This is a genomic window from Streptomyces sp. NPDC006739 (genome assembly GCF_042869815.1).
Taxonomy (GTDB): domain Bacteria; phylum Actinomycetota; class Actinomycetes; order Streptomycetales; family Streptomycetaceae; genus Streptomyces.
This window is the reverse complement of sequence record NZ_JBIAGM010000013.1, coordinates 185,018-211,716: the sequence shown is the minus strand read 5'-3', so window position 1 is coordinate 211,716 and position 26,699 is coordinate 185,018. Positions and strand designations below refer to the sequence as shown.

26 protein-coding genes and 5 pseudogenes are annotated in these 26,699 nt (G+C 69.2%); 19 read left to right on the top strand and 12 right to left on the bottom strand.

The features are described 5' to 3' along the window. Nucleotides 1-67 precede the first annotated feature (67 nt). Entirely contained in the window at nucleotides 68-613 is a 546-nt protein-coding gene (locus ACFYMM_RS25825) for a DUF2231 domain-containing protein (RefSeq protein WP_388390446.1), read from the bottom strand. Nucleotides 614-733: 120 nt separating this feature from the next. On the opposite strand from ACFYMM_RS25825, the gene ACFYMM_RS25820 reads away from it, so the two are divergent. Both ACFYMM_RS25820 and ACFYMM_RS25815 read left to right on the top strand, forming a co-directional pair. Then, nucleotides 734-1,486, top strand: a complete 753-nt coding sequence (locus ACFYMM_RS25820; protein WP_388390445.1) for a helix-turn-helix transcriptional regulator — start codon at nucleotides 734-736, stop codon at nucleotides 1,484-1,486. A gap of 178 nt (nucleotides 1,487-1,664) precedes the next feature. After that, on the top strand, nucleotides 1,665-2,258 hold the full coding sequence (locus ACFYMM_RS25815; protein ID WP_388390443.1) for a DoxX family membrane protein: 594 nt from the start codon (nucleotides 1,665-1,667) through the stop codon (nucleotides 2,256-2,258). Between the two features lie 172 nt (nucleotides 2,259-2,430). Here ACFYMM_RS25815 and ACFYMM_RS25810 read toward each other — a convergent pair. Both ACFYMM_RS25810 and ACFYMM_RS25805 read right to left on the bottom strand, forming a co-directional pair. After that, nucleotides 2,431-2,789: pseudogene (locus ACFYMM_RS25810) on the bottom strand ((2Fe-2S) ferredoxin domain-containing protein); the annotation flags it as partial. Nucleotides 2,790-2,826: 37 nt separating this feature from the next. Beyond that, complete coding sequence (locus ACFYMM_RS25805; protein ID WP_388390441.1) at nucleotides 2,827-4,818, bottom strand: heavy metal translocating P-type ATPase; 1,992 nt, start codon at nucleotides 4,816-4,818, stop codon at nucleotides 2,827-2,829. A 104-nt stretch (nucleotides 4,819-4,922) separates the two neighbouring features. Between ACFYMM_RS25805 and ACFYMM_RS25800 the strand changes: the two genes are divergently transcribed. The 3 genes from ACFYMM_RS25800 to mscL all read left to right on the top strand — a co-directional run bounded on the left by ACFYMM_RS25800 (nucleotide 4,923) and on the right by mscL (nucleotide 6,948). Beyond that, nucleotides 4,923-5,318: an ArsR/SmtB family transcription factor gene (locus ACFYMM_RS25800; protein WP_388390439.1), complete on the top strand. Its 396-nt coding sequence runs from the start codon at nucleotides 4,923-4,925 to the stop codon at nucleotides 5,316-5,318. Between the two features lie 399 nt (nucleotides 5,319-5,717). Next, the gene (locus ACFYMM_RS25795; protein WP_388390437.1) at nucleotides 5,718-6,233 is read left to right on the top strand and encodes a GNAT family N-acetyltransferase; all 516 of its coding nucleotides are present in this window, start codon (nucleotides 5,718-5,720) and stop codon (nucleotides 6,231-6,233) included. A gap of 271 nt (nucleotides 6,234-6,504) precedes the next feature. Further along, the gene (gene mscL, locus ACFYMM_RS25790) at nucleotides 6,505-6,948 is read left to right on the top strand and encodes a large conductance mechanosensitive channel protein MscL (protein WP_388390435.1); all 444 of its coding nucleotides are present in this window, start codon (nucleotides 6,505-6,507) and stop codon (nucleotides 6,946-6,948) included. A gap of 388 nt (nucleotides 6,949-7,336) precedes the next feature. Here mscL and ACFYMM_RS25785 read toward each other — a convergent pair whose 3' ends face one another. Then, nucleotides 7,337-7,735, bottom strand: a complete 399-nt coding sequence (locus ACFYMM_RS25785) for a hypothetical protein (RefSeq protein WP_388390433.1) — start codon at nucleotides 7,733-7,735, stop codon at nucleotides 7,337-7,339. A 153-nt stretch (nucleotides 7,736-7,888) separates the two neighbouring features. Next, on the bottom strand, nucleotides 7,889-8,275 hold the full coding sequence (locus ACFYMM_RS25780; RefSeq protein ID WP_388390431.1) for a GGDEF domain-containing protein: 387 nt from the start codon (nucleotides 8,273-8,275) through the stop codon (nucleotides 7,889-7,891). A gap of 357 nt (nucleotides 8,276-8,632) precedes the next feature. On the opposite strand from ACFYMM_RS25780, the gene ACFYMM_RS25775 reads away from it, so the two are divergent. Then, nucleotides 8,633-9,532 (top strand): virginiamycin B lyase, encoded by a 900-nt coding sequence (locus tag ACFYMM_RS25775; RefSeq protein WP_388390429.1) that lies wholly within the window; start codon nucleotides 8,633-8,635, stop codon nucleotides 9,530-9,532. 719 nt (nucleotides 9,533-10,251) lie between these two features. On the opposite strand, the pseudogene ACFYMM_RS25770 reads toward ACFYMM_RS25775, so the two are convergent. Both ACFYMM_RS25770 and ACFYMM_RS25765 read right to left on the bottom strand, forming a co-directional pair. Continuing rightward, nucleotides 10,252-10,416, bottom strand: a pseudogene (locus ACFYMM_RS25770) (ATP-binding cassette domain-containing protein); the annotation flags it as partial. Nucleotides 10,417-10,466: 50 nt separating this feature from the next. Next, a pseudogene (locus ACFYMM_RS25765) lies at nucleotides 10,467-10,847 on the bottom strand (PadR family transcriptional regulator); the annotation flags it as partial. Between the two features lie 364 nt (nucleotides 10,848-11,211). Here ACFYMM_RS25765 and ACFYMM_RS25760 point away from each other — a divergent pair. After that, nucleotides 11,212-11,331: pseudogene (locus ACFYMM_RS25760) on the top strand (hypothetical protein); the annotation flags it as partial. 298 nt (nucleotides 11,332-11,629) lie between these two features. Here the strand turns inward: ACFYMM_RS25760 and ACFYMM_RS25755 are convergent. Together ACFYMM_RS25755 and ACFYMM_RS25750 are read right to left on the bottom strand one after the other, a co-directional pair. Further along, nucleotides 11,630-12,070, bottom strand: a complete 441-nt coding sequence (locus ACFYMM_RS25755) for a non-reducing end alpha-L-arabinofuranosidase family hydrolase (RefSeq protein WP_388390427.1) — start codon at nucleotides 12,068-12,070, stop codon at nucleotides 11,630-11,632. A gap of 95 nt (nucleotides 12,071-12,165) precedes the next feature. Then, a complete protein-coding gene (locus ACFYMM_RS25750) occupies nucleotides 12,166-12,804 on the bottom strand; it encodes a TetR/AcrR family transcriptional regulator (RefSeq protein ID WP_388390425.1) in 639 nt (212 codons plus the stop codon). A gap of 90 nt (nucleotides 12,805-12,894) precedes the next feature. On the opposite strand from ACFYMM_RS25750, the gene ACFYMM_RS25745 reads away from it, so the two are divergent. From ACFYMM_RS25745 to ACFYMM_RS25705, 9 genes are all read left to right on the top strand, one after another. Then, entirely contained in the window at nucleotides 12,895-14,337 is a 1,443-nt protein-coding gene (locus ACFYMM_RS25745) for an amidase (RefSeq protein ID WP_388390423.1), read from the top strand. 164 nt (nucleotides 14,338-14,501) lie between these two features. Further along, nucleotides 14,502-14,762, top strand: a complete 261-nt coding sequence (locus tag ACFYMM_RS25740) for a hypothetical protein (protein WP_388390422.1) — start codon at nucleotides 14,502-14,504, stop codon at nucleotides 14,760-14,762. Nucleotides 14,763-14,867: 105 nt separating this feature from the next. Next, the gene (locus ACFYMM_RS25735) at nucleotides 14,868-15,548 is read left to right on the top strand and encodes a class I SAM-dependent methyltransferase (protein WP_388390420.1); all 681 of its coding nucleotides are present in this window, start codon (nucleotides 14,868-14,870) and stop codon (nucleotides 15,546-15,548) included. Between the two features lie 99 nt (nucleotides 15,549-15,647). Next, nucleotides 15,648-15,944: an IS3 family transposase gene (locus ACFYMM_RS25730; protein WP_388390553.1), complete on the top strand. Its 297-nt coding sequence runs from the start codon at nucleotides 15,648-15,650 to the stop codon at nucleotides 15,942-15,944. A gap of 723 nt (nucleotides 15,945-16,667) precedes the next feature. Further along, the gene (locus ACFYMM_RS25725; RefSeq protein WP_388390418.1) at nucleotides 16,668-17,036 is read left to right on the top strand and encodes a DUF4440 domain-containing protein; all 369 of its coding nucleotides are present in this window, start codon (nucleotides 16,668-16,670) and stop codon (nucleotides 17,034-17,036) included. Nucleotides 17,037-17,720: 684 nt separating this feature from the next. Continuing rightward, nucleotides 17,721-19,499 carry a flavin monoamine oxidase family protein gene (locus tag ACFYMM_RS25720; RefSeq protein ID WP_388390417.1) on the top strand — a complete coding sequence of 593 codons (1,779 nt, stop codon included), beginning with the start codon at nucleotides 17,721-17,723 and terminating at the stop codon, nucleotides 19,497-19,499. Nucleotides 19,500-20,116: 617 nt separating this feature from the next. Continuing rightward, nucleotides 20,117-20,374, top strand: coding sequence for a hypothetical protein (locus tag ACFYMM_RS25715; protein ID WP_388390415.1), 258 nt, complete (start codon nucleotides 20,117-20,119; stop codon nucleotides 20,372-20,374). Nucleotides 20,375-20,404: 30 nt separating this feature from the next. Continuing rightward, nucleotides 20,405-21,172, top strand: a complete 768-nt coding sequence (locus tag ACFYMM_RS25710; protein WP_388390413.1) for a hypothetical protein — start codon at nucleotides 20,405-20,407, stop codon at nucleotides 21,170-21,172. Between the two features lie 944 nt (nucleotides 21,173-22,116). Then, nucleotides 22,117-22,224 carry a sigma factor-like helix-turn-helix DNA-binding protein gene (locus tag ACFYMM_RS25705; protein ID WP_388390551.1) on the top strand — a complete coding sequence of 36 codons (108 nt, stop codon included), beginning with the start codon at nucleotides 22,117-22,119 and terminating at the stop codon, nucleotides 22,222-22,224. Between the two features lie 422 nt (nucleotides 22,225-22,646). Here the strand turns inward: ACFYMM_RS25705 and lspA are convergent, their stop codons facing one another. Then, nucleotides 22,647-23,234 (bottom strand): signal peptidase II, encoded by a 588-nt coding sequence (gene lspA, locus ACFYMM_RS25700; protein WP_388390411.1) that lies wholly within the window; start codon nucleotides 23,232-23,234, stop codon nucleotides 22,647-22,649. A 143-nt stretch (nucleotides 23,235-23,377) separates the two neighbouring features. On the opposite strand from lspA, the gene ACFYMM_RS25695 reads away from it, so the two are divergent. From ACFYMM_RS25695 to ACFYMM_RS25685, 3 genes and pseudogenes are all read left to right on the top strand, one after another. After that, nucleotides 23,378-23,521: a hypothetical protein gene (locus ACFYMM_RS25695; protein WP_388390409.1), complete on the top strand. Its 144-nt coding sequence runs from the start codon at nucleotides 23,378-23,380 to the stop codon at nucleotides 23,519-23,521. Beyond that, nucleotides 23,518-23,832 (top strand): hypothetical protein, encoded by a 315-nt coding sequence (locus ACFYMM_RS25690; protein ID WP_388390407.1) that lies wholly within the window; start codon nucleotides 23,518-23,520, stop codon nucleotides 23,830-23,832. The genes ACFYMM_RS25695 and ACFYMM_RS25690 overlap by 4 nt, the downstream gene beginning before the upstream one ends. A 134-nt stretch (nucleotides 23,833-23,966) precedes the next feature. Further along, nucleotides 23,967-24,158, top strand: a pseudogene (locus ACFYMM_RS25685) (VOC family protein); the annotation flags it as partial. Nucleotides 24,159-24,543: 385 nt separating this feature from the next. Here ACFYMM_RS25685 and ACFYMM_RS25680 read toward each other — a convergent pair. Together ACFYMM_RS25680 and ACFYMM_RS25675 are read right to left on the bottom strand one after the other, a co-directional pair. Then, complete coding sequence (locus tag ACFYMM_RS25680; RefSeq protein WP_388390405.1) at nucleotides 24,544-25,731, bottom strand: FAD-dependent monooxygenase; 1,188 nt, start codon at nucleotides 25,729-25,731, stop codon at nucleotides 24,544-24,546. Between the two features lie 28 nt (nucleotides 25,732-25,759). Continuing rightward, nucleotides 25,760-26,695, bottom strand: a complete 936-nt coding sequence (locus tag ACFYMM_RS25675) for a thiopeptide-type bacteriocin biosynthesis protein (protein WP_388390403.1) — start codon at nucleotides 26,693-26,695, stop codon at nucleotides 25,760-25,762. Nucleotides 26,696-26,699 lie beyond the last annotated feature (4 nt).

Here is a 26,699-nt window from a genome sequence, read left to right as displayed (position 1 = left end):
AAGTGAGGTTGATATTGAAGGCAGCCTGCAAAGGACGGCAGCCGTGCGGGGAGGTGGCGGGGCCGGGTCACGCTGGGGTGTGCGGGCTCCTGCTGCCGCCGGAGGTGTATCCCTCGGCCTGAGTGGCCTCGTCGGCGACACGCACGCCGTAGCGGTAGGCGAGCTTCCCGCCCAGGAATCCCGAGACGCCCAGGACCACCACGCTGAGCGCGGACAGGACGAGCCGGCCGATGCCGACGCTTGTGCCGCTGGTGTAGTCGCCGTACCGCCACAGGAAGTTGACGACGTAGGCGGCGGTCACCAGCAGGTTCAGCGTCATGTGGACCAGGCCGGTCCGGAACGCGGGGGTGCCGGAGGGAATCGCGAACAGGTCGAGGAATCCGACCATGGCCGCCAGCAGGGCACCGATCACCCCGACCGCGATCAGCCACTGCGAGGACTGGGTCAGGAACCCCGGCCGGTGCACGACGTGGGAAGCGATGTCGAACACGAGGCTGGTCACCCAGGCTCCGATCGGCACGGTCACCAAGATCGGGTGGAAGGGATGGCCGTAGGGGCCGGCGAGCGCGGCGCTGACCGGGCGCTTCGCCTGAAGCTGTGATTCACAAGTCATCGCAACCTCCTCTCATTTCACCAATAAATCTTGGTCTTATTGGGAGATGGCGTCAAGACGTGCAGCACACAGCGCCTGAAAAACACTTGTCCCCACGCAGATGGGAGTTACTGTGGTCTCGTGGCTTCTGATCTGACTGCGCAGGCCAACGCGGCCGACAGCGCCATCGACTCCGTCAGCGTCCTGAGCGAGGACTCCCGCCGGCGCATGTTCGCCTTCATCCGGCGTGCCGGCCGCGCTGTCACCCGGGACGAGGCCGCCGCCAGCGTCGGCATATCCCGCAAGCTCGCCGCCTTCCACCTCGACAAGCTCGTCGAGGCCGGCCTGCTGCGGGCGCGGTATGAAACGCCCGGCGGGATCCGCAAGGTCGGCAGGCAGCCGAAGGTGTACGAACCCACCGACGCCCAGATCACCGTGAGCATCCCCGACCGCCGCCACGAACTCCTGGCCGACCTCCTCCTGGACGCCGTCCTGACCGAGGGCGCCGACGAAAACGCCGCCCAGGCAGCGATACGGACCGCCGAACAGCGGGGCCGGCAGCTAGGTGAGGCCGCACGGGAGCAGACCCGCCCTGGCCGCCTGGGCCCCGAGCGAGGGCTCACCACCTGCGAGCCGCTACTGGACGAGTACGGCTACGAACCCGTCCGGGAAACCCCCACCCAGCTCCGGCTGCACAACTGCCCCTTCCATCCACTGGCCGCGAAGGCCCCGGAGCTGGTGTGCGGCATGAACCAGGCATTCCTCTCCGGCTACCTCCACGGCCTGGGGGTCAACGGGATCCGAGCCGTCCTGGCCCCCGAGGCCGGGGAGTGCTGCGTGCGGCTGGGCCCGAGCGACCCCGATCGTGATGACGAGATGGCGCAGGACCACTGACGCGACGCCGGCCGGCTGCCCGCGCGGGCCACCGCCGAGGTGCACGGCGATGCCCCGAGCGGAAGCGTCGCGGTGGCGGAGGCGCTCCGCAATGCTGCAGGCTCACGCACCACCGGTTGCTCGGGCTCCGCCCGAGCTGGGGGAAACGCCCGTTCTGGCGTTCGACCGGAGCACTGTCATGTTGACCAACCGCATCCTGAACCGTCCCGCTCGTTCCACGGAACCGGAACCGGAACCGGAACCGGTAGCGCATCGAGCTGACACCGTCACCGGGAGCACCACCGCAACGACTACCGCCGCCGACTTCGGACTGCTGCTCATCAGGCTGACCTTCGGCCTGCTGATGACCGCCCATGGTGCTCAGAAAATCTTCGGGCTCTTCGGAGGCCGGGGTCTTACCGTCACCGGCAAAGGGTTCGCGGCCCTGGGCTACCACCCGGGCAAGCTCTTCGCCACGATCGGCGGCCTGTCCGAGCTGCTCGGCGGCCTCGGTCTGGCCCTCGGTCTGCTGACGCCACTGGCGGCCGCCGCACTGATCGTCGTCATGATCAACGCGATGACCACGGTCACCGGCGCTCACGGCCTGTGGGAAACCGACGGCGGAGTGGAATACAGCGTGTGCATCGCGGTCGTCGCCCTCGCTCTTGCTGCCATCGGCCCTGGCCGACTGGCTGCCGACCGCTACCTCCCTTGGGGGGCAGGCGGTTGGAAAGAGGCCGCCTTTGCCCTCGGCCTCGGTGGTCTTGCCGCTGTGATCACACTGGCTCTCTGAACGGCGACCCCCACCCGCACTCTTGTGGAACGGGTGCCCAGGGGCGGGGGCACCGGTACACCTGGGGGACGCGGAGGTATCCGTGTACGCTCGGCGGTCGCGAAGGGGTGTAGCCCCGTAATACCGGTCGTCGACATACTGGAGCCCCGCCGCATCCGCCGGCAGATCGACAACCGAAGCGAACCAATACCGAAGGCTCCACCCTGTCCACCTGGGTGTCGGGTGGGTCGGCGAGGCTGGGGCCGCCGGCTTGGACCCAGGCGGTGATGTCGCGGGCGGCGTCGGGGTCGTTGACCAGGCCGAGCCAAACGGAGCGTCCGCCGGCCTTGCGGTCTTCGGCGGAGGGCTGGACGACGATGACGTTGCCCTGCGCGCAGGCGTTCAGAGGCAGTCGGTGGGGCGTACGGTCGCCATGCCAGCGAGGGGTTCGCGTAGGTCGGTGAGCTGGGCGCGGTGGCCCAGGCCTGGGACCTTGGGGGTGCCGCAGCGGCAGCCCCGGGAGACCGTGACCGTGCAGCGGGCCGCCGCCACCTTCTCGGGGCGGCGGCCGACTTGCGGGTGCGCTTGCTCACCGGCGGCCCTCGGCGCGGGCCCGGCTCCAGGCGGCCTCGCGCAGCAGCCGCAGTCCGTTGAGGCCGACGATGACGGTGGAGCCTTCGTGGCCGAGGACACCGAGCGGCAGGGGCAGGGTGGCGATCAGGTCCCAGACCACCAGGCCGGTGATGAACACCGAGGCGATCACCAGGTTCTGCACCACGAAGGAGCGGGCGCGGCGGGAGAGGGCGACGGCGGTGGGGACGGTTTCGAGTTCGTCGCGGACGATGGCGGCGTCGGCGGTCTCCAGGGCGAGGTCGGAGCCGGCGCGGCCCATCGCGATGCCGGTGTGGGCGGCGGCCAGGGCGGGGGCGTCGTTGACTCCGTCGCCGATGACCAGGACCTTGCGCCCGGCCGTCTCCTGCTCGCGGACGGCGGTGGCCTTGTCCTGGGGCAACAGGCCGGCGCGGATGTCGGTGATGCCGACCTCGGCGGCCAGTCGGGCGGCGGCGCGCGGGTTGTCGCCGGTGACCAGCATCGGCGCGGTGCCGGTCAGGGAGGTGAGCGCGGTGACGGTGGCGGCGGCGTCCGGACGCAGGCGGTCGGCGATGCCGAGCACGCCGACCGGGCGGCCGTCGGCCTCGACCAGGACGGCGGTGCGCCCGCCGTCCTCCAGCTCGCCGGTGATGGCGGCGGCGCGGGCGCAGACGGTGTCCGCGGCTCCGTTGAGGAGTCGGGCCGGGGCGCCGACCGCGACAGCGCGGCCGTTCACGGTGGCGGTGACGCCGATGCCCGGGGCGGAGGAGAAGTCCTCCGCGACGGCAAGGACCAGGTCACGGGCGCGGGCGGCGTCCACCATGGCCCGGGCGAGTGGGTGTTCGCTGGGGTGCTCGGCTGCTGCGGCCAGCGCCAGCAGCTCGTCCTCGTCCAGGCCGGAGCCGTTCAGGGGGCGGATGTCGGTGACGCGCGGGGTGCCCTCGGTGAGGGTGCCGGTCTTGTCGAGCGCGACGGCGTCGACCTGGCCGAGCTGCTCCATGACGACGGCGGACTTCACCAGCACGCCGTGGCGCGCGGCATTGGCCATCGCGGACAGCAGCGGCGGCATGGTCGCCAGCACCACCGCGCACGGCGAGGCGACAATCATGAAGGTCATCGCCCGCAGCAGTGAGCCGGTGAGCGGGGCGCCGAAGGCCAGCGGCACCGCGAACACCGCGAGGGTGGCGATGACCATGCCGATCGAGTAGCGCTGCTCGACCTTCTCGATGAACAGCTGGGTGGGCGCCTTGGTCTCGGACGCTTCCTCGACCATCTTCGCGATCCGGGCGATCACCGAGTCGGAGGCGTCCCGCTCGACCTTCACCCGCAGCGCGCCGGTGCCATTGAGGGTGCCGGCGAACACCTCGTCGCCGCTCTCCTTGGCGACCGGGAGGGGCTCGCCGGTGATGGTGGCCTGGTCGACGTCGCTGGCGCCGTCCAGGACGCGGCCGTCGGCGCCGATCCGCTCGCCGGGTCGCACCAGGATGGTGTCGCCGACCGCGAGCTGCTCGGTGGGCACGCGCTCCTCGGTGCCGTCGTCCAGCAGCCGGGTCGCGGTGGTGGGAGCGAGGTCGAGCAGGCCGCGCACCGAGTCCGCGGTACGGGCGGTGGTGATCGCCTCCAGCGCGCCGGAGGTGGCGAAGATGACGATCAGCAACGCACCGTCCATCACCTGTCCGACCGCCGCCGCACCGAGCGCGGCAACAATCATCAGCAGGTCGACGTCGAGGGTCTTCTCCCGCAGCGCCTGCAGCCCGGCCCACGCGGGTTCCCAGCCACCAGTGGCGCAGGCGAGGGCGTACAGCGGACCCCATGCCCACGCCGGGGCGCCGGTCAGCTGCAGCGGCAGCGCGATCAGGAACAGCACAGTCGCAGCCAGAGCCCAGCGGGCCTCGGGCAGCGCGAAGATCCGCGTGCGCCTCCGGGGAGCGACGCTTGCGGAAGCGGGCGCCACCTCGGGGGCGGGACGCTCGATCAGGGTGGAAGGCATGGCAGGCAGAACCCTTCGCACAGGCCATGGGCAGGACTAATGACCCGATCCACGATACAGGAACGAATGAACATCTCTTCATGAGTTGTCTGTAGTATTGGCGCATGGGTCATGGAGCCGTCCCCGCGAAGAACGCCGTCCCGCGCACGCGCCTGGACGCGGACAATGCCGCCCGGGTGGCGACCACCCTGCAGGCCCTGGCCACTCCGTCCCGGCTGCTGATCCTCGCCCGGCTGCGCGAGGGGTCCTGTGCGGCCACCGAACTCGCCCACGAGGTCGGCATGGAGCAGTCGGCCTGCTCCCACCAACTGCGGCTGCTGCGCAACCTCGGCCTGGTCGTCGGCACCCGGCAGGGGCGCTCGGTGGTGTACGCGCTGTACGACAACCACGTCGCCGAACTCCTCGACCAGGCCGTCTACCACACCGAGCACCTCCGACTCGGGCTCAGCGATACCGCCGGCGCCGAGGATGCGGACCTCGTGGCCGATACGGCGACCTGACCGGGCCTCCCTGCCGCCGACCACGATCACCGTGACGGTGGAGACCTGGTGACCAACGGCGCCACCCAGATGCGGGGGGACACCGCTCACCCCGCCTACCTGTCCACCCGGCCGGTGAGGTGCAAGGCTCAGCAGCCGGCATACAACGTCCCCGGCGATCTCACGCCTGCCCGGCTACTTTCCAGCGTCCATCCGACCTGAGCACGTCACTACCCGGGAGTCCCCCGGCAGTAGCTCTCCGGAGGACGCTTGAGATCTGGTATCCGCCGGGAGATCATGTCCGGCAGCATCTGCCGAACATGTCACGGAGGCCGTCCCGGGACAAGAAGGTGCCCCCGGGCGGGGTGCCTGGCGGCGCTGGAACGGGTATCCGTCGGCTGTTTGGGCACACGGGACGTCATGCACGGACAACATGCGCGTCCCGCCCACAGCAGTCTCATCGGCCAGGCCTCCACAGCCGAGACATCGCCGCCCGGTCACGACGGGGCCAAGCACTCACGCCGAGGCCGGCGCACCGGCCGCCTGCGCCGCCGGGTCCTCGCCTACCGGGCCATCGAATTCCTGTCCACGCACATCCCGGACGACCCCGGCCCGGGCGACGAATGCCTGCTCCTGGTCCACACCCGCCAGGTCGTCGGGCAGGTCCGGTACCGGATCTGCACCGACTGCGCCCAGGGCGTCATCACCACCGTCGTCATCGACGAGCGCTTCCGCAGCACCGGCCTGGGCACCCGTGCGCTGTCACACCTACGGTCCCGCCACCCGGGACTGACCTGGCGCAGCACACTGCGCAAGCGCACCACCCGTGACCTCCTGCACCGGATGCGCATTGCCACAACCACTTCTGCCACGCCCTGCCCCCACGCTCACCAGACACGCTCTGCCCCGGCCGGCCCGACACTGACCAGCGGCTGACCCCGACGTCCGGCAGTCACAGGGCACAGCGGAGACGGCGCCCCCTCATCCCGGACCTGCCGTAAAGGGCGGTACGTGAGTCAATGTCTGTTTCGGGGTGCAGCTCAGGCTGAGCGACCGGTCGCGATGGCGTGCTTGACGTACATCACAGCGCCGCGCGGAGGAGCCGGCATGGGGGACGGGTGGCAGGGCATCCGAGCTGAAGGGGGTGGGCTGACCGCGCTTTCGGTAGCGCCCCGTCGACGTCAAGAGCCTCTTAGGAGTTGAGAAGGTGAAGGGCTTCCGCAGCTTCATCCTGCGCGGCAACGTGGTCGACCTGGCCGTCGGCATCGTCATCGGGGCAGCGTTCACCGCCGTGGTGAACGGCTTCGTCAGCGCCTTCCTGACGCCACTTGTCGGGCTGGCCACCGGCGCCACCGGCGACATGAGCCGCAAGACCTTCACCGTAGGCGCCACCAAGTTCCCCTACGGCGCCTTCATCAACGCGGCGATCAGCTTCCTCCTCCTCGCCAGCGCCCTGTACTTCCTGGTCGTGCTCCCGATCAACAAGCTCCACGAACGCCTCGCCCCGCACCAAGACGTCCAAGCCCCCAAACGGGACTGCCCCGAATGCCTCAGCCCCGTACCCGCCCAGGCCCGACGCTGCGCCTCCTGCACCGTCTCCCTGCCGGCCGTACCCGCTCAGGCCGGGCAGACAACCCAGCGCGCCGGGTGACCCGACCTCCCAGGCCCCGCCCCAGGTATGGCCGCGCCTGACGGCGGGACCGGGAGCCAAGGGGGAACGGTTCTACGACTGGGCCCGCCGCCCGCGCTGGTACTCCATGCCGACGAAGACGCCTGCGTGGTAGCGGCACTGGTCCTGGGCTTCGAAGCAGGCCCGGCAGTCCTCCCAGGACACGTCATACGGCGTGGTCTACGGCCCCGGCCGGTGGCCGGCGGGGGAGTCTGGGCTGGGGGTGAACAGGTCCTCCTGCCAGGCGGGCGGAAGTTCACAGAGGTAGCCGGCCAGGGCGGCCGGGATCGGCCGGTAATGCTCGAACAGCGACGCCCAGAGCCTGCGGGCCTCGGTGTCCGGGTCGAATCGCGAGGGCAGCCCATGGGCCTCACGAGCGAAGGCGCATGCCTTCTCGCGGCACTCTTCCCAGTGGCTGGTGTCGATGCCGGCCTCCACGGTAGCGCCCAGGATCTGGGTGCGCGCCGCGCTGCGCCCAGGGGCTGATGCACTTCTCGGGGCCCTGATCGGGGTGGCAGCCGGTGAGGCGAGCGACGCCGACGACCGCACCGAGGTGCAGTTCGTGGTCGCGGTTCGCAGTGGCGACCAGTGGGTCGCGCAGGGCGGGGCGCTCCAGCTTCGGTCCGGTGTGGATCATGATCCAGCCGCGCCACGGCCAGTTCACGGGCCTGATTTTCGGGATCTCGCCCGCGAGGGTGCAGGTGGCCCAGGGCTGGCGGATCGTGATGCCGCGGATCCAGTCGCCCTCGGGCAGGGTGACGGCGCTCATGCGGTTCGCCCCCATGCTGCGGTGCCGGGGCGTCCCGCACGGCGGCCGTTGATGGACGGCACCGTGGCGTGCGCGGCAGCGGCGAAGTACGCACGGCCGCAGTGCTTGCCGTTGTAGAAGGCGGCGTCAGCGGATCGCTGTACAACGGTCAGCTCATAGGAGCTGATCACGTCCGGGGGCGCCGCGGCGGCTGCGACGGTGCGGCCGTCGTCCGGGACGAACCGGGGTGCGCAGCACGCGACCCAGCTGCTGAAAGCGGGGTGCGCGCCGGTCGGCGGTCAGCCCCAGGACCACGGCGAACTCATCGCCTCGGAGGCGGCCGACGGACGAGCGCGGGACCGCCCAGGCGGTGAGTCGGGCACCGAACGCGGCGAGGACGGCATCGCCGGCCGCGTGGCCCATCGTGTCGTTGATCTGCTTGAAGTGGTCAGGATCCGGCGAGGCGCGGGCGGTGTAGGCCTCGCGGCGCAGCAGGCCGGTCAGCGGATCGCGGTGGGAGGCGGCGAGCTGCCTGTGCAGCGTGACCGCGTGGACCGCCAAGCCCTCAACGGCACGGCGGTGGTCGTCAGTAAGAGGGTGCGCCGGCCGATCCGGCACTGAACGCGCAGAAGAGACGACATACTTGGGGTTCTCCGTCTCGTCTCGTGCGGGATGGATGGGCGCGTGCTGTCCGGGCGGCGACGGGCGAGGGGCGCCCGGAGTCGGTGCAGGGTTCCAGCTTGAGCGAGCATGTCCGGACGCAGACGGTGCATATCGGCCCGTCAGCAGTGCGGGCGGCGACGCCCTCTATTCGTCCGCAGCTGACGGCCAAACTCGAATATCCAGGCGCGTGGGCGCTGTTGGCACAGATAGCATCCGCAGTCGCACTATCACCGTTCACCGATCAAGGAATTTGCGATGCCGAGCCGTCCGTCCGTTGCGATCGCCGAGTTCTCCGTATCCGACCAAAGTGCCGGGCCCTACGGCATCACTGCCGGACCAGACGGTGCACTGTGGTTCACCATGGTCCACCACGGACGGATCGGCCGCATCACACCCGACGGCGACGTCACCTCCTACCAACTCGAACCGGCTTCCAGCGGACCGTCGCTCATCACAGCAGGGCCCGACGACGCACTGTGGTTCACCGAGTTCCGCAGCCACCGGATCGGCCGAATCACCACGACCGGAAACATCACATCGTTCCCGCTGCCAACGCCGGGTGCCGGGCCGTTCGGCATCACCGCGGGCCCCGATGACGCACTGTGGTTCACCGAGGCCAACGCCGACCGCATCGGCCGCATCACGCCCGACGGGCAGATCACCGAGTTCCCTCTCCCGCTGTCAGGTGCCTTCCCGTCAGCCATCGCCACCGGCCCGGACAGCCGGCTGTGGTTCACGATGAACCAGGCGAACGCGATCGGTGCCATCGGACGCGACGGCGACGTCACCGTTCACCCGTTGCCTACACCGGCCAGCGCCCCGGTCGGCATCACGGCCGGCGCCGACGGCGCCATGTGGTTCGTCGAGATCGGCACCGGTCAGATCGGACGGATCACACCGGACGGGAAGGTCGACGAATTCGCCCTGTCCGACCGTGCGTCACGCCCGCACGCCATCGCCGCCGACGTCGACGGAAACTGCTGGTTCACCGAATGGGGAGCCAACCGCATCGGCCGGATCACCCCCGGCGGCCATATCGACGAACACGACCTTCCCAGCCCGGCCTCGGAACCCCACGGCATAGCCCAAGGGCCAGACGGCGCGATATGGACCGCTCTGGAGATCGGAACGATCGCACGCCTCACCGCACCCTGAGACGGAATCCCGGCAGAGCATGTCGACGACGATCCCCCGAGCGTGACGAACCGGATCTTGAGGTTTCTTGGGCCGCTCGGGCTCGGTGAAGGCGGAGGAGCGGACAGCGGTGCTCATGGGCGGGGTCCTCTCGGATCAGGCGGCAAGCAGGTGCTTGGCCATGGGCCCTTGGTGGCGTCCTCCAAGGCGGCGCCACGATGTATGCGGCCGCGACAGAGCGGGGCCGGACTGCCGACGAGTACGGAGTGACCGTTCGCGTGATCGTCGTTCACTGGCATGTGAAGACGACCAAGATGATCCGTGTTGTCGCCGCCGTTTGCATGACGGTCGCCGCAACAGTCGGGGCGGGCTCCCTCGCACGCCGGTTCCGTAGCGCCTGCCGCTCGGCGGGCCGCCGACGAAACCTGCACCCCGGAGACGGACAGCTACAGTTCCGACCGATGGACCTCAGCGCGTTGGAAGACCTGTCTCGGCACCTACGGCGGGCCCCACGGTTCCTTCCAGGCGAAGTGCTGGGGCGGACAGGTCATCGGCTGGAGCCAGATGAACTGCCGTGTCTCTGGACAGTTCGAGATCCGTGACGGGCAGAAAAACTGGTGAAGAGTGGTGGTTTCGGCCTGGTCTGCAACGGGCTGATCGACGAGCCCACTGTCACCACCAACGCGTTCCGCTTCAACTGTGACGGAAGGACTCATGGCCAGTTCACCTTCAAAACCTTTGCAGTGCAGCAGCGTGGACTTGCCGGACCCGGAGGGGCCCATCACGGCGACGACGTCACCGGGGTGGATGGAGAAGTCGGCGCCGTCGAGCGCGGTGGTCGGCCCGTAGGCCTTGCGCAGGTCCTGGGCGGCGAGCAGAGAACCAGGAGGAGGAACATGGGTCACGCGGTCACCGCCTCGGCGAGCTTGTCCAGACGCGCTGCGGTCAGCTCCAGTCAGCGCAGGTCCGCTTCGAGGTGGAACAGTGCGTGGTCGCAGATCAGTTGGTCGGCCAGGTCGCCCTGGCGCTTGCGGTCGGTCAGGATGCGCATGCTGCGCAGGTGCTCGGAGCGCTGCGTGTCGAGGATGCCGGCCGCGTCCCGGTGCGTCAGCAGCGCCAGGACGACCTTGCTGTACAGCAACGACTGCAGGTACGGCTCGGGCTTCTCTGGCGTCGCGAGCCACCGCTCGACGTCGGTGAGCCCGGCGTCCGTGATGGCGTAGCGCTTGCGCTCGGGCCCGCCGCCGGCCTCGATGCCGTCGACCTCGACGAGGCCGTTCTTCAGCAGGCGCGACATCGTCGCGTAGACCTGTCCGTAATGCAGGGGCCGATCGTGCCTTTGTCACCCTTCTGATACGAGGGCCCCGCCTCTTCGGGCGGGGCCGGGTGTGTCCTGGACAGCCGTCCAGCCATCCGTCGGCGTCCTGTAGGAGAACTCGCCGTCCCGTTCCTCCATGACGCTCCAGGAACACGCACGAAGGTCGTTTTCAGCATATATTCGCCCTGAGCAAAGCGAAGGGCCGCATTTGCTGTGCGGCGGCGGCGCGCCGGCGCCGCACCACCGGTTTCCCCGGACAGCGCATGGACGCTCACCTGGCAAGGGGGTCGATCAGGAATGAGATGTGATTCGCCTGTTTGGCCTACGAGTTGTTCGGTGGACCGTTCGGCCTACATCCGTCCAGCGGTAAGGCCAGATCGAGAAAGCGATTCCATACGGAATCCATGACATGGCGGCGAACACCGGCTGGGTCAGCATCGGCACCGGTCACGACACCGCAGCGTTCGCCGTCGCCTCGATCCGGCGCTGGTGGCAGGCCCGCCGCCGCGTCAGCGGCTGACGGCCCGGCCTCCAGAGCGTGCGCCCCGGGCCGTCGGCCTCCGCTTGGGTGTCGACGGCACCAGGAAACTGCGCGCGGCGGTGCCCTTCCTACCCGACCATCTCTTCCTCGCCCCCGGTTGAGTCGGTCCGGGGGAGACGGGTCTTCACACGGGTCGGAGACTCGTTTGACGTCTGCAGGCGTAGTCCACGCAGCAGATGGCGTCGAGCCACAGCCTGCGGCTCGGGCCTCCGAGCCGCAGGTCGTCCTGCCGCGCCACCTGCGCCGTGGATGGGGCGGGTCAGTGCTGCAGGGTGAGGAGACCCGGCCGGTACGGCAGTTTGTCGTAGGGGCCGCTCGCGGTGGGGGACTTGCCCTGGTAGAGGAACTGCAGGTTGCAGGGGTCGACGGTCATGGTCTGGTCGGGGTTGTCGCGGACCAGGTCACCGTGGCTGATGTCGTCGGTCCAGGTGGCACCGCTGTTGGCCTTGCCCGCGAAGGGGTTGCTCTCCGTGGCGGCCTGCGGGGTCCACGAACCGCTCAGGCTGGTGGCCGTGAACGAGCGGAAGTAGCGCTGCTGATGCGCACCCTTCGCCTCGACGATCATGAGGTACCGGTTCTGGCCCTGCACCTTGTAGACCTGCGGCGCCTCGAACAGGTTGTCCGGCGAGTCAGGTCGGCGCGGCCTGACCGCGCTGTTCTGGTCGAAGGTCAACCCGTAGGGGACGTACAGGCTCGACATGGGCGAGCGGCTCGCCCGTGCCCGGGGCAGCTCCACGGCCGTGGCAATTCGGTGCAGCCGACACGGCACGCGCGAGGCGACGAGTGCCCTGAGTATCAGACGGTCTTTCGGGGACGGGTGGTGCCGAGGCGTTCCCAGAGGCCGGCCAGATGCGTGTGCAGGACTTCCTCGGCTTCTTCTGCGGTCAAGTGGCCTATGAGTACATGGGTGGTGAGGCCGTCGGCGAGGGCGAGCAGAGTGCAAGCCTCGTGCTGCGGGTTGGGTGGTGTAGCACCTTCGTCGGCCGAGCCGCCCCTGTCCGTGGCCTCTGTGATGAGGCGGGCGAGAAGGTTCTGGAGGGCCGCGTAGCTGGTTCTCAGCGGGCCGGCCAGTGGCTCGCTGACAGAGGCCTGAGCGATGAACGCGAGCCAGATCCGTGCTTCGGCGCGGTGTTCTTCGCGGAGCAGGGCGATCTCGTTGGCCGTGTGGCCCAGGGCCGTGGCGGCAGACTGGGCCGGGCTTGCAGCCAGGCGGGTCCTCACACGTTCGGTGATGCGCTCGCCGACGTGGTCGACGGCGAAGAGGAGCATCTCCCCCTTGCTGCGGAAGCAGCGCTGAACGGCGCCCAGTGAGACCTGCGCGCGGGCGGCGACGTCGCGCATGCTTACGCCCTCCGGTCCGCGTTCGTCGACGAGGAGGCAGACGGCCTCGGCAATCCGGCGGCGTCGGCTTTCGTAGTCCACCTGTTTGGGCATGCGCGGTCGGCCTCCTTATTCCGATACGATCGTATCGCTTCCGGGTTAGGGTTCGGCCACAAATACTTCGGCATGTGGATGGGAAGCGCGATGATCAGGCAGGACGCCCTGTGGGCAATGACGGCCGGCGCCCAGGCGGAGGCGGTCCGAGGCGGAGAGATGTCGGCCCTCGAACTGGTTGACAGTCATCTGGAACGCATTGCCGAGGTCAACCCGCAGATCAACGCGGTCACGCAGTTGATGGCTGAGCGAGCCCGTGAAGCGGCGGCGCAGACGGACCGGCGGCGGGCATCGGGCGAAGAACTCGGGCCGCTGGCCGGTGTGCCGTTCACGGTGAAGGAGACCACCGCTGTCGAGGGCGTGCCGACCACACTCGGAACGTCACGCTTCCGCGACCTGGTGGCTCCGGCCGACGCACCACCTGTGGCCCGGCTCCGTGCGGCGGGAGCCATACCGATCGGCCACAGCAATATGCCCACTCTCGTCGTGGCCGGGATGCACACCCGCAGCGAGTTGTTCGGCGACACCGTCAACCCGTGGAACCGGAGCCGGACCCCGGGCGGCAGCAGCGGCGGTGACGGCGTGGCCGTCGCCACCGGAATGGCCGCACTCGGGCTCGGCAACGATTCCGGCGGATCAGTCCGGATCCCAGCCTCGTTCTGCGGCGTGACGGGGCTGAAGCCGACCACCGGGCGGTTCCCCGCAGACCACCGCGTCCTCGGCCCGGACGACCCGGGACCAGCCTCACAGACGCTGGTCACCGACGGGCCCCTGGCCCGTACGGTCGCCGACCTGCGGCTGGCATACGAGGTGCTGGCTGGGACCGACCCTCGGGACCCACGGGCCGTACCCGTGCCCCTTTACGGCGAACCGCTGCCGGGGCCGGTCAGGGTCGCGGTCGTCGCCGACCCCGGCGGTCACGGCGTCCACCCCACGGTCCGCGGGGCCGTCACAGCGGCAGCGGAAGCGTTGCGCGACGCAGGGTACGACGTACGGGAGATGGCGGACGTTCCACGGCTGGACGAGGCACTTGAGGCATACGGCCGGATCACCGTGACCGAATTCGCGCCGACCTGGCCGGTGGTGCGGAAACTGCTCGGCGAAGGCGGAGACCGCTACATCCAGATGGCCATGGAGAAGACTCCGCCTGCGAACGCGGCAGAGCTCACGAAGCTGATGGGGACCTGGCTCGGCATCCGCCGCTCCTGGGCAGAATTCCTCGACGAATACCCGCTGCTGCTCGGCCCGGTGTTCACCGAGCCGCCCGTCGAGCCGGGACTGGAGTCACGCGATGAAGCGGGACGGGAACGGGTCGCCCAGGGCATGCGCCTGTGCACGGTGACCAGCTTCGTGGGCATACCCGCGGTCGCCGTACCGACCGGGCTCGGCGACGGACTGCCATCCGGCGTACAGATCATCGGGCGCGCGTTCCGGGAAGACCTGTGCCTGGCCGCTGCCCAGGACATCGAGGATCGCCTCGGCGTGCTCACGCCGATCGACCCTCGCCCCGAATCCCCGGCTGCCGCTCGGTAGGCGGAGCTACCACAGAGGGCAAAGAGACGGCCAGAGGTCAACGAGCGGCGCGGAGGAGGCTGCATCCGTGCCGCGCCGCTCACTGGCCCCTCCCCGGTCGAAGTGTCGGCAAACGACGGCACCCTCAAGTGATCAACGCACTACCTACAGATGATCATATGATCATGGAGGCACAGGTGCGTGACTACGGGTTTTCGCCGGCTCAGCAGGATGAGATCTGTAAACGCTGCTGCGAGGGGCAGTCGTTCAGCTTGATCGGGCGGGCGCTCGGGGCACCGATGCAGAACGCTCGTCGGTTCCTGCACCAGAGCGGCGGCATCCGCGAAACCTTGGCCGATTGCCACCGAAGACTGGTTGACGACGGTTTGTGCCATCGGAGATGGTCTGCGCAGGTCAAGGATGCCGTGGCCGGTCTGTTTCGATGACGTCCAGTGCGATTGCGCCCGGCTGTTCCTCGCCCCTTGGGCGCCGTTTTGCCGGAGTGGCAACAGGAGTGGCGTGAGCGGGCCACGATGGGTGACGGTGGGCCCGTGACCGACAACATCACAGCGGGATCGCCCGCGACTGACACTTCCTTGCCTGGCGACGGATACGTCGGAGACCCCGCGGTGCGGGCGGAGTGGGACGACCGATACGCCGACCGACAACAGCTGTGGAGCGGCCAGGCCAATGGTGTGCTCGTGGCCGAGGTCGCCGGGCTCACGCCCGGGCGGGTGCTCGACGTCGGCTGCGGCGAGGGCGCGGACGCCGTCTGGCTCGCGCGCGGCGGCTGGGACGTGACCGCCCTCGAGGTCTCGGGCGTGGCGCTGGAGCGGGCGGCCGGGCACGCGCGGGACGCAGGCGTCACCGTTCGCTGGGTACACGCCGCGCTGACGGAAGCGGCTCTCCCGCCAGCTTCCTTCGACCTGGTCTCCGCGCAGTATCCAGCCCTGCTGCGCACCTCCGACGCCGCAGCCGAGCGAGCGCTGCTCGCGGCCGTCGCGCCCGGTGGCGTGCTGCTGGTCGTACACCACGCGGGGATGGACACCCAGCAGGCGCGCGACAGCGGCTTCGACCCGGCTCACTACGTCTGGCCCTCGATGGTCGCCGCCCTGCTCACCGACGACTGGAAGGTGGAGGTGAACGAGCAGCGGCCACGCGTGGCACCCGACGGCGGCGCCGGCGCGCACCATACCGACGACCTGGTGCTGCGTGCGCGACGGCTGCGCTGAGTCCCTCCGCTCACAGCAGGCCCGGCAGCTGGGCAGACTGGATGACCGAGCCACCGAAAACGGGCTGCGGCCTCTCACGGATCGGTCCGTGACGCCGAGCTGGAGACGCAGATCAGTCGCGTCCACACGGAGAACTTCAGCGTCTACGGAGTGCGGAACGTCTGGCGGCAGCTGCACCGCGAAGGCATTCCGGTAGCCCGCTGCACGGTCGCCCGGCTGATGCAGCTCACGGGGATCAGCGGCCTACCGCAGGCCCTACCCGGGAGAACTGCGGGATCTCGTTCACCCGCTGCTCATGGAACGCGTTCACTGCGCACGCGGACTGCATCGAGGTGTACGACATGCGATGGGCGAGGTCTGGCTCAAGATGTCGGGCTGCCCGGCACGGGAGCGTGAACGACCTTGTCAGGTAGCGATGCCGACCAAGGCACTGCGGCTATCAGCCACCTGTCGCTCTGCGTGCACCGGGTGTTCCCGACGGGCGCACTTCCGAGAGCTGCACCTTGCACGTTTTTCGGATTCCCTGCTGGAGTCGTGGTTTTGCCGCACCCGCCGATAGAAGGCAGAAGCAGCGCTGTGGCGATGCACGAGCCGGCTGTTCGGAGCCTCACTGTCCTGCCCTTCTGCGTGAGCGTTGTCGGCGCACGGGTTTGACGTGATCGCGTTTCTCCCGGTTCACCGTCCCGGGACCCATTCGTCCCGGGACACGGAGGCATGCTCAGTGCGTGGGCTGTGGGTAGCCGCCCATCGTGATGTCCACGGCCCATGTCGGAGAGGTCCAGCTCCAGGCCGTTGGTGGAGTCGGCGCTGATGACGCCCTGGGGATGCACGCCCGCCCCGACGGCACCCCGCACGCCGGACACGGCGCCATGTCCTGAGGCGTGCTCGCCCACACCGCGATCCGCTCACCCCCGTCGACCACGCCGTCTATGACCAGCGGGAACAGGCCCGAAAGCACCGTCCTGACAAGCTCGTTGACGATCTTCACACGCATACCAACGACGCGTCACGACACTCCGTCACCACCGGATGTGAGACAGGGCCGTCTATTGGACACTCCCGCCGTGTCGCGTGAACAATTCGCTGTTCCCTGGGGTGCCGTGTTCGTAAGGTTCCGGCATGGCGGATGACGAGCGGAAGCAGGCTGTGCAGGCAGCCATTCACGGAGAACTGCGGCTTCTCGATCCTGAGGTGCGAGCTGTCCCGGCACGGGTCCTGGAGCTCCTGGACCCGGAGTTCACCGAGATCGGGGCTTCCGGACGCCGGTGGGATGTGGAGTCGGTCCTCACGGTGACGAGTGGCGGCTCGGTTTCCGCGGAGTCTCCGGTCAAGGTCAGTGAAATGTCCGGAGTCCTCCTCGCTCCTGGTGTCGTTCATCTGACGTACTTCGCCGAAAATCAGGGCCGTCGTGCATGGCGGAGTTCATTGTGGCGTCTGACGGAGACAGGTTGGCGGATGTACTTCCACCAGGGCACTTTGACCGGCTGAGCGGGTGAACCGCCGCCGGCAAGGGCGGCGGTCGTCCAGCCGACCGGGGCTGCTTCCGCTGGCCCTGGCTGGCGTTTCCGCTCGCGCCCGGGTGCTCAAAGGTTGGTGCTGCTCGTCGGCCGCGCCGCCGAGCGCATGCGGAGGGACCCAACCGCGCGAGAATCCGCAGGTCGGACCCGAGGAGCTCCCAAGCCTGTTGGAACGGCTGGCCGCGGTGCCGGGGCCCGTGTGACCCGCGCGGGGTGCGCCACCGGGGGCTGGTGGGACGGGAAGGACGCAACACCGCGTATCTCGGCACACATGGGGACGTCGCGGAGAGCGGGTCCCGTCGGGCGCCCGTGCGCCGGTCGTCGCCGATCGATGGCTTGATGTCGTCGTCGCGCCTGCAGGAACCCTGTGTACGCGAGGCCCGCTTGGGGATCCGACTGCCCGTGCACCGGTGAAGGGCAGGTTCACGCGAGCCCTTCGCCGTGTCATCTCACGGAGGAACTGGTCGTGCGTGCGACGTTTCTGCAGATGTCGTCGGAGTTTGTGTGCGAAGTGCCGAAGTCGCCGAGTGGTAGGGGAATTCGAATTGTAAGGGCGATTATCTGCTTAAGTTTTGATCGAGGGTGGCGTTGAATTTCTGCCATATTGCTTTTGCGCCGATGACAGGAGCCAGGGCGCCCGCCTAGCGTATTCGCCGTGACATTTGACACGTCTCAGGGGATGGGGCGACGGGGGTTCGTCGGCGCCGCCGCAGCCCTCGTCGCCGGGACCGCCACCGCCGCTTCCTCACTCAGCGCCCTCTCCGTGGCCAGGGCCGCCGACCGGGCCACGGACACCAGTCGCGACCTCGCCCGCAAGCTTCTTCTGGTAGGGGACCGCGGAGAGGATCTGAAACTTCACTATCTGCGGATCCTCATCGACCACGGCCTTCCGAAAACGACCCATCCGAAGAAAATTCTCATCGTCGGGGCCGGTATTTCCGGACTGGTCGCCGCCCTCCTGCTCAAGGGAGCCGGTCACCGCGTCGTCATCGTCGAAGCCAACGGAAACCGTACGGGCGGTCGTATCAAGACCTTCCGGGGAGTGTTCTCCGACAAGGCATTGCACGCCGAGGCGGGGGCCATGCGACTCCCGGATTTCCATCCGATGGTGCTGGCGCTCGCCGACAAGCTCGGCGTCAAACGGCACCTTTTCTACAACACGGACGTCGCCCCCGGCGCCCGCGGCGTCGGGACCGTTCCGCCGGTGGTCTACAAGTCGTTCACCGGGGAGACCTGGAGCAACGGCCGGCCGACGGACTTCCGTGCGCCGGCGGCCACCATGCGCAGCCTCGTCCAGGTCAACGGATTGCGCGTGTCGCGCGGCGACTACGCCCACGCGCCGGGAACGGTCAACCGCTCGTTCGGGACCTCGGTGGCCACCACCATGTCCGCGGCCGTCGACGAGGCGCTGAAGCCGGTGACGGTCGCGCAGGCCGGCGACATCGACACCCGGATCGCCGGATGGGCCAAGGTGATCGACGACTTCGACAACTACTCCACCCACCGCTTCCTCGTCGAGCACGCCGGCTGGGAGCTGGCCAAGGTGGAGGCCGCCGGGACGCTGGAGAACATGACCTCGCGGCTGCACTATTCGCTCATCCCGACGCTGATGGACCGCGCCATCATCAACCCGACGTCCCGTTACTGGGAACTGGAGGGGGGAACGGCGTCCCTGACCGACAAGCTCACCGAGTTGCTGAGCGGCGTCATCCGCTTCAACCGGCGGATGACCAAGCTCACCCAGACGCCTGGGGGCGTGCGGATCGAGACGACCGCGGAAACCGGCAGTGAGGAATCCCGAGACGGTGCGCCCAACCCCCCGGTCCAGACGTTCGAAGCCGATTACGCGATCGTCACCGCGCCCTTTTCCGCAGTGCGATTCTGCCACTTTCAGCCGGCCCTGTCCTACCCGAAGCGGCGCGCCATCACCGAACTGCACTACGACTCGGCGACAAAGGTGCTGCTGGAGTTCAAGACCCGCTTCTGGGAGAAGGGCGCCCAGGGTTTCACCGGCGGTGGCTGCGTCTCGGACAGCCCGAGCCGCTTCACCTACTTCCCGTCCCTGGTCGAGGGGTCGCGGGGCGGCGTGGTTCTCGCTTCCTACACCTGGTCGGACGACGCCATGCGCTGGGACTCGCTCACCGATGGCGAGCGGTACGCGTTCGCGCTGGACGATCTGGAGCGGATGTTCGGTCCGCAGGTGCGGCGCGAGTTCACCGGCGTGGGTGCCACCCAGTCCTGGGCACGGGCCCGGTACGCCCTTGGAGAGGCGGTCATCTTCACCCCGGGACAGCTCCACGAGCACCACGCCGCCACCCGGACCGTGGAAGGACGCGTCCACTTCGCGGGCGAGCACACCAGTCTCAAACCCGCCTGGATCGAGGGTGCGCTGGAAAGCGCGGTCCGCACCAGCCTCGAGGTGAACGACCGTTGAGGGGTCCTTCCCATCGCCCGCCGTCGTCGGTCGCGCCGACGGCGGCGGCGAGCCCTTCGGCGGGGCCAGGTCCCGCACCCCGCTCGGTGTCGGTAGCTGACGGCGGCCACGGACGGCGGTTCGTCGCCACGGTGCTGCTGGGTGTGGTGGTCGGCGTGGTCGGTGCTCCTCCGGCTCATGCGACAGGCACGCCGAGTGCTCTTCCCGCTCATGCGACGGGTCTGCCCGGACCGCAGCCGGTATACGGCGGATCCGGCGGGGCAGTCCACAACTCGGGAACCGGGGTCGATGTGTCGCTCGGGTGCTCGCGCTCTCTTTCGGGCGGCTCCGGGTGCGAGGCCGTGGTGAGGATCTGCGACGGCGACGTGCGCATGGTGTCATCCGTCCTGGTCGTTGCGGGCGACGGGGCCGTCCCCGGCGGTGGCGGACCGGCGGGAAGCGGCCTGTCCGTCGCGGCGGCCGGTCGGTGCGCCCGACAGGGCGGCCCTGCACCGCGGCCTCCGCGGCCTCCCGTGCCGGCCGCACCGAGACCGGTCCCGCCCCCGGCCAGCCCTTCACCTCCGCCTCGACCGCCGCGGCATCCCGTGCCTGTGCGGCCCGTCCCGCCGCGTCAGCCGGTGCGGCACGTCCGCCCGGCCTGGCCCGGCCCCGCCGTCTCCCCGCCCGCCGCAAGCCCACCGGTGAACGTCGTCCACCCCTCACCACGGCCGGGCAAGCCGCCGCAGCGGGTGATCCTTCCGCAAGCCGCCCAGCAGTCCCTCTCTCCGCGTCCCGACGACTCGGGGCGGTGGTGGCTGCTGACGATGACAGCCGTGCTCCTTCCCGCCGTCATCACCGCCGTGGTCAACGCCGGCTTCGCCGGCCGCCGTCCCTGACCGCCGCGCCCGCACACTTCGGAGTACCTCATGTCCATGTACGCCCTCAGCTTTCTCGCCACGCTCGGCGGCGTCCTGTTCGCCTTCGTCACCGCCAAGCTCCTCGGGCGCGGCCGGCGAGCGGCGAGCGGCGAGTTCAGCGGCCAGGCGCTCTCTCTCATCGGCAGTGTGCTGCTCAGCTCGTTCGTGCTGCTCACGGGCTTTCAGGTGGCCGGCAGCTGGTCGACGCTGAGCACCGCCCGGGCTCGTACTTACGACGAGGCCCGCGCGTTGACCGACACCTACTGGGCGGTGGGGAGCCTGCCCGACCCCGGCCGGAACACGGTGCGCACCCTGCTCAAGCGCTATACCGGCGAGGTCAGGAGCGTCGAGTTCCCCGCGCTTGCCCATGGCCACACCAGCATGGAGGCGTGGCAGGCGCTGGACAGCGTACGAGGGGCGCTCAACGCGGCACCCGCGCCGCAACCGGAACAGCAGGCGGCGAAGTCCGCGGCCGAGTCCAACCTGGCGACGGTCTACCAGACCCGTGCCGACCGCGCCGCGGAGGTACGGGCCGGCATCCCGCGGATCGTCTGGGTCGCTCTGCTCCTGGCCGGTGGCTTTCTGATCGCCTTCCCCGCGGTGCTCGGGCTCGCCTCCCAGCCGCGCAACCTGGTGGGTCTGTGCTTCGTCGGCGCCGCGGTGGCGTTCGCCATCTGTCTCACCGCTCAGCTCGACCACGCCTTCCGGCCGCCGTTCGCCGTCCGGCCGACGGCGTTCTCCTTCGCCGAGACGCGCTTCCGGCAGATGGACGGCTGACCGGACGAAGGCCCGGCCACAGGCGGCGACCACCGGGTGCGGCCCCCGATGACTTCATCGGAGACCTGCCCGTCAGCTCCTTCGTCCACCCTGCCGGCCCGCTCATCACCTCCCCAACGCTGGGGTGTTGCGACAACTGGTTGAATCCGCCCAGTTCACGTCCTGGCTTCCACCGCACGCGCCCGGCCCACGGGCCCGTTGAATCGTTCTGCGGCCGGGTGCAGAACGAGCTGCTCAACCACCGCCGATGGCGCACCCGTCCAGAGCTGCCCAACGCGATCTTCGAATACCTCGGAACCTTCCACAACCGGCAACGCCGACACCCCGCACTCGGGCATGCTCACGCCCGCCGAGTTCGAGCTGAGGGCGGCCCCCTCGAACGCCTGGACTCCAGCGACTCGACACCACGTACGGGGCACATCGAGGCTCGTGCGGTCCAGGCCAGTCCAAGCCCCGAGGTCGTCACGGCCGTCACCTCGCTGCGGCGTTGGCTTTGTCCCGGGCATGGACCGGTCGCAACTGTGATGCCGTCCCGCCCGTCAGCCAGCCGGATGAAGTCCGGTGCGCCAGGTGCCTGTCCAACTCCCATCAGCGGATGTGGAGTTGGCTATTCCGGGCTCACCGGGGCCGAGCTGTGGGTCGGTTCGCGTCCTGACCCGCGGCCGTTGGGTGGGGCGGTCCGTCGCGGCTGTGCAGCGCATCCGGTCGCCCGCTGCCGCAGCAGGCTCCGCCACCACCGCGTCGAGGACCGTTGGGGAGTGCGCCGGCGAGGCTGTCGCACGACCGGCCGGGGGACTTGGTCGTCCGCAGGTTGGGCGCTGGGCTTGAGACCGGCACTCTTCGTGTTCAGGGCTCTCCTGGTGGGCGGGAGGGGACTCCCCTGGGAGAGGTGCCGGTGGGGGAGGGGAGAACCGATCGGCTGCATTTGACGTGGGCCCGCAGGTATCCGACCGCGCGACTACAAGATCATCCGCTGGCGCTTCGTCGAGGAACTCGCATGGAAGGAGATCGGCGAACGCCTGGGTGTTTCACGGTGCACGTCTCCCGCGTGATCGTGCCTCCTGGCCCCTGTGGGAAGGCATGCTCAGCACGAACCGAACTGGGAATCTCTCCTGAGGAAGCGGTGTCGTTGCTGGGGCAGGGGAAGGTGTCGGGAGGAGTGACCCACTTTGTGGGGTTTTGTCGTTCGGGCAGGACTCCGCAGCTGAGCAGTGTGGACGTGGTTCCGCTCGGTTGGGCGACCTAGCGGATGAACACGGCCTTGTCGGGCGGGTATTTGTTCTTGCCGTCCAGTTGCAGCACACCGGAAGCGTCGGGGTGCTGGGACACGCCGTGGCGGTGAGCCACAGGTAGATGTCGTTGGGCAAGCGAGACGATCGAGGATTTTCTGTTTCCGGAGCTTGACAGGAATGGAGACGCAAGTGATACCGAGGCCTGCGCTGCGCGGCGGTCGAGCTCTCGGTTCTGGAGCATCTCACCGCGGGGAGAGAATGCTCCGGCCGTGACGATCCTGCGCGGCTGAGCCGTCCAGGGAAGTACCCCGGATCGACATGAGGACCATCAGGACACCGCCGCAGACAATGCCCGAATCGGCGAGGTTGAAGACCGCGAAGTGCTGGACGGAGATGAAGTCGACGACGTGCCCGCGAAAGACCGCGGGGGCCCGGAAGATCCGGTCAGTCAGATTGCCGAGGGCACCCCCAAGCATCAGGCCCAGGGCGACAGCCCAGGGAAGGCTCTGAAGCCTACGCGTGGCACGCGTGATGACCACGACAACCGCGACCGCAATCGCCGTGAACACAGCAGTGAAGGCCTGCCCCGAACTGAAAGCCGCACCCGAGTTACGGAACACCTGCAGCGTAAGCACGTGGCCCACCAGGGAAACGGGCTCTTGGCCTTCCAACCGCGAGACAGCCACAAGCTTGCTGCCGAGATCCAAGGCATAGGTGAGAACGGCCGCCGTCAGCAGAGCGGTCAGAGCCAGTGTGCGCTTGCCAACAGCACGCGATGCGGGCTCGGGCTGGGATTGCGAGGCATTGTGGGTAGTAATGATCCGCTCCATGGATGCCGAGCCGCCCTGGACAACACCACATTACAAGAGCCTGCGAGGGGAAACGTCCGGCAGGCGGCAGCTTCCACATCTCCGTGCTCGGATCATGTTGGCTCTGGCCTCAGGTCCCGCGAACAGCCTTCCACGATCTATGCATGCTGGTTCCCAAGCTACTGGAGCGGATCATCGCGCGCCGCGCTGAACTGGATGAACTCGAAGAACAGCTGGTCAAGCAGCTGACGGAGGTCGGTCGGAGCGGGACGAGCTCGCTGTCGCCGAGCGGGTCCTGGGGAGGGTGAGCGATCAGCTCGCCGACGAGCGGGCCTCGGCCGCGCCCGTGCCGGGGCAGGTGGGCGGCCGGCCGGTGATGCCGATCCCGCACCGCACGCCGGACAGGGAGGAGACCATGCTTCCGCCGGACTACCAGCGCATTCTCGCCGTTGTGCGTCAGGCCGCCGGACCGGTCACGGCCCGGCAGGTCGGCGAGATGCCCGGAGTCGATGTCACCGTGCGGTCCAAGCTGGAACCGCTGCGCGGGAGGCTGGTCAAGCCGGCCGATCGCGGCTGGCTGAACAAACTGCCCGACGGCAGGTTCACCACCCGTCCGTGACCGGGGAAGCGGCGGGAACAGCGAAGAATCACGGTAAGGGCAGCCAACCCCGACGGGGACACACCACTGCTGTTTGCGCAGTTCAGGGCATCAGTGACCACCACTGGCCGCACGCGGAAGAGGGAGAGACCAGCATGGCGATTCAGCGGATGGACAACGTCGGCAGTCTCGTCGAGGACATGGATGCCGCCATCGCGTTCGTCGTGGAACTCGGTACGGAGCTGGAGGGCAGGGCGGAGGCCGAGGGCCTCTTCGCCGACCGGTGCACCGCACTCGACGGCGTCCGCTGTGGCATCGCGATGCTCCGGACCCTGGACGGTCACAGTCTCGTTCTGGCTGTCTTGGATGCCCAGCCCGGCGGGCAGGGCAGGCTCTTCGACACCGGGTGCTGCCATGCGGCCTTCACCGGCTCCCCGTTCTGCCCGGTCGACGCCTAGCGTGATCACCGGCGGCACGCTGTGGTGGAACAAGTGATCGCGGACATCAAGAACAGTGCCTTCGCGCCCGCCTTATCCGGACACTTCCAGGCACACCGCCTGGCTCACCCTCGCCGCCCTGGCCGGGACATTCCATGCCAGAGCGGTCACCGCGATGATCCGCGACCACCTCATCAACGTGCCCGCCCGCTCCGCCCGCCGGCTCACCCTCCACCTGCCCGAACACTGGCCCTGGAGCGAGGATCGCACGGTCCCGTCGTCGGCCGAAGCGTACTCACCGGGGTGCCGTGGCGCCCGCTTCGTGGCCGTAGAGCCAGGCGCGCTCGCGCAGTCCGGTCAGACCCGCCGCTCGGCTCATCGCGTGATCCCGTTCGCGTTGCCGCGGGCCGTCGGGCAGGTGCATGGCCTCCGTATGGCCCCGTGAGCCCTTTTGCACAGCCGCCGTACGCGGTGCGCGGGCCTCCTCGTACCTGGCGAGCAGCCCGGGTATGTCGTCACGGCGGGCGCCGGCCAGCAGCGCGGCCAGTTCGACCGCGTCCTCGACGGCCTGGTTCGCTCCCTGTGCCATGAAGGGAAGCATCGGGTGGGCGGCATCGCCGAGCACAGTGAGCCGGTCCGAAAACCAGGTGCGCAGCTCGGGGCGGTCGTAGAGTGCCCAGCGGCGGACCCCGTCAACGGCACGGGTGATGTCGGACACCAGTCCGCGCCACCCCTCGAAGGCCGCCACCAGTTCCGCCGGGTCGCCGGCCGCCGACCAGGATTCCGCTCCCGCGTGGGCGAGCGGGGCGATCGCGGCGAAACTCATCAGCCGTCCGCCGGAGACCGGATAGCACACGAAGTGCCGACGCGGTCCCAGCCACAGCCTGATCAGCGGTTCGCGTGCCGCGGACGGCAGCCGGTCGACCGGAACGAGCCCTCGGAAGACCCCGAGACCGGAGAACACCGGAGCGTCGCGGACGAGGGTCTCCCGGACCACGGAGTGAATGCCGTCGGCCCCCACCACGAGGTCCGCGCGATGGGTGGCGCCGTTCTCGAAGGCGAGGGTCACTTCGTCGCCGTCACGGGAGACGGCCTTCAGTCTGTGCCCCAGCCGCAGTGGTCCCGGTCCGACCAGCCGGAGCAGCGCCCCCTGCAGGTCCGCGCGGTGCATGGCGTAGTAGGGCGCCCCGTACAGCTTCTCGCAGGCGGCTCCGTGCGTCGTACCGGTGATCATTTCGCCGGTCCAGCCGTACACGCGTATCTCTTCCACGGCCACGCCGCGCTCCCGCAGGACGGGTTGGAGTCCGAGGCGGCCAAGAGGACGTGCGGCGTTGGGCGCGAGCTGTACCCCCGCTCCGGTCTCCGTCAGCGAGCCTGCCTGTTCGAACACCGCGCAGCGCGTGCCCGACGCCGAGAGTGCCGCCGCGAGAGTCAGCCCCCCGATGCCGGATCCGATCACGGCGATACGCGGCCGGTCGGTCATGGCCGGCCTCCGAGGGCGGCCCGGGGCGTCATCGCCGCCCGCCCGGCATCGCCGTGGCGCTTCCGTCAGGGAACGCCGTGGGTCCTTTGGCGGAGGGGAGTGCCGCGGCCAGCCACGCGTAGGTGCGCAGTTCGTCGAAGAGCGTCCGGCCGAGACGGTTGTGGAACATGTGCACGTGGGAGACGAGGATCTGCCCCGGTACGGTCGCCGAGGTGGTGCGTATCGCCCCGGCGAGGTCCGACAAGGCGGCGTGCCAGGTGCCGAACGGGCCGTGCCGGGTGGGATCGACCGGCTTGACGGCTCCCCGGGGGATGCGGCACATCTGGTCCACCTGTTCCCGCGTGCAGCCGAACCCGAACGCCCAGGCTCGCCAGGCCGCCAGACTGTTGGCGTAGAAGGCGGCCTGCTCCGTCTCGTCGCCCAGGGCCGCGGCCGCGGAGACCGTGGCGCGCAGGGCCAGGACGGAACGTGCCTGCGCATCGGACACATGGGGGAGGACAGCGAGTACCAGCTCGCTGGAGAGCTGGAACAGCTGTTCCGTGCGCTGCATCAGTTCCGGCCCGCCGTACCGTGCGGTCTCCGGCTCGTACACGGCCCGGTGCACGCCCGGGGCGTGGAGCGCCTGAACGTGACGGTCACCGCCCGATTCGTTCCGTGCGAGCAACCGTGCCTCGGCACGGTAGGTCTCCTCGCTGATCGAGCTCTCGCCGGCCGCGGGCCTTCCGGAGGTCTCCAGCCGTTCTCGCAACAGCCGTTCCACCCGGTCGAACTCCGCCGGGCTCAGGTCGCCCACCCGCAGTCTGATGTGGGGGCCGCCCTGCCAGTAGCGGATGAAGAACCACGGTGCGCCGTCGAGCGAGCGCACCACCGGTGCGACGACCTCGTTCACCACCCGGTCCAGCAGTGACCGCGCGTTCGAGCCCAGATGTAGATGCCAGGCACTCCACTGCGTTCGCGGTGCCATGATG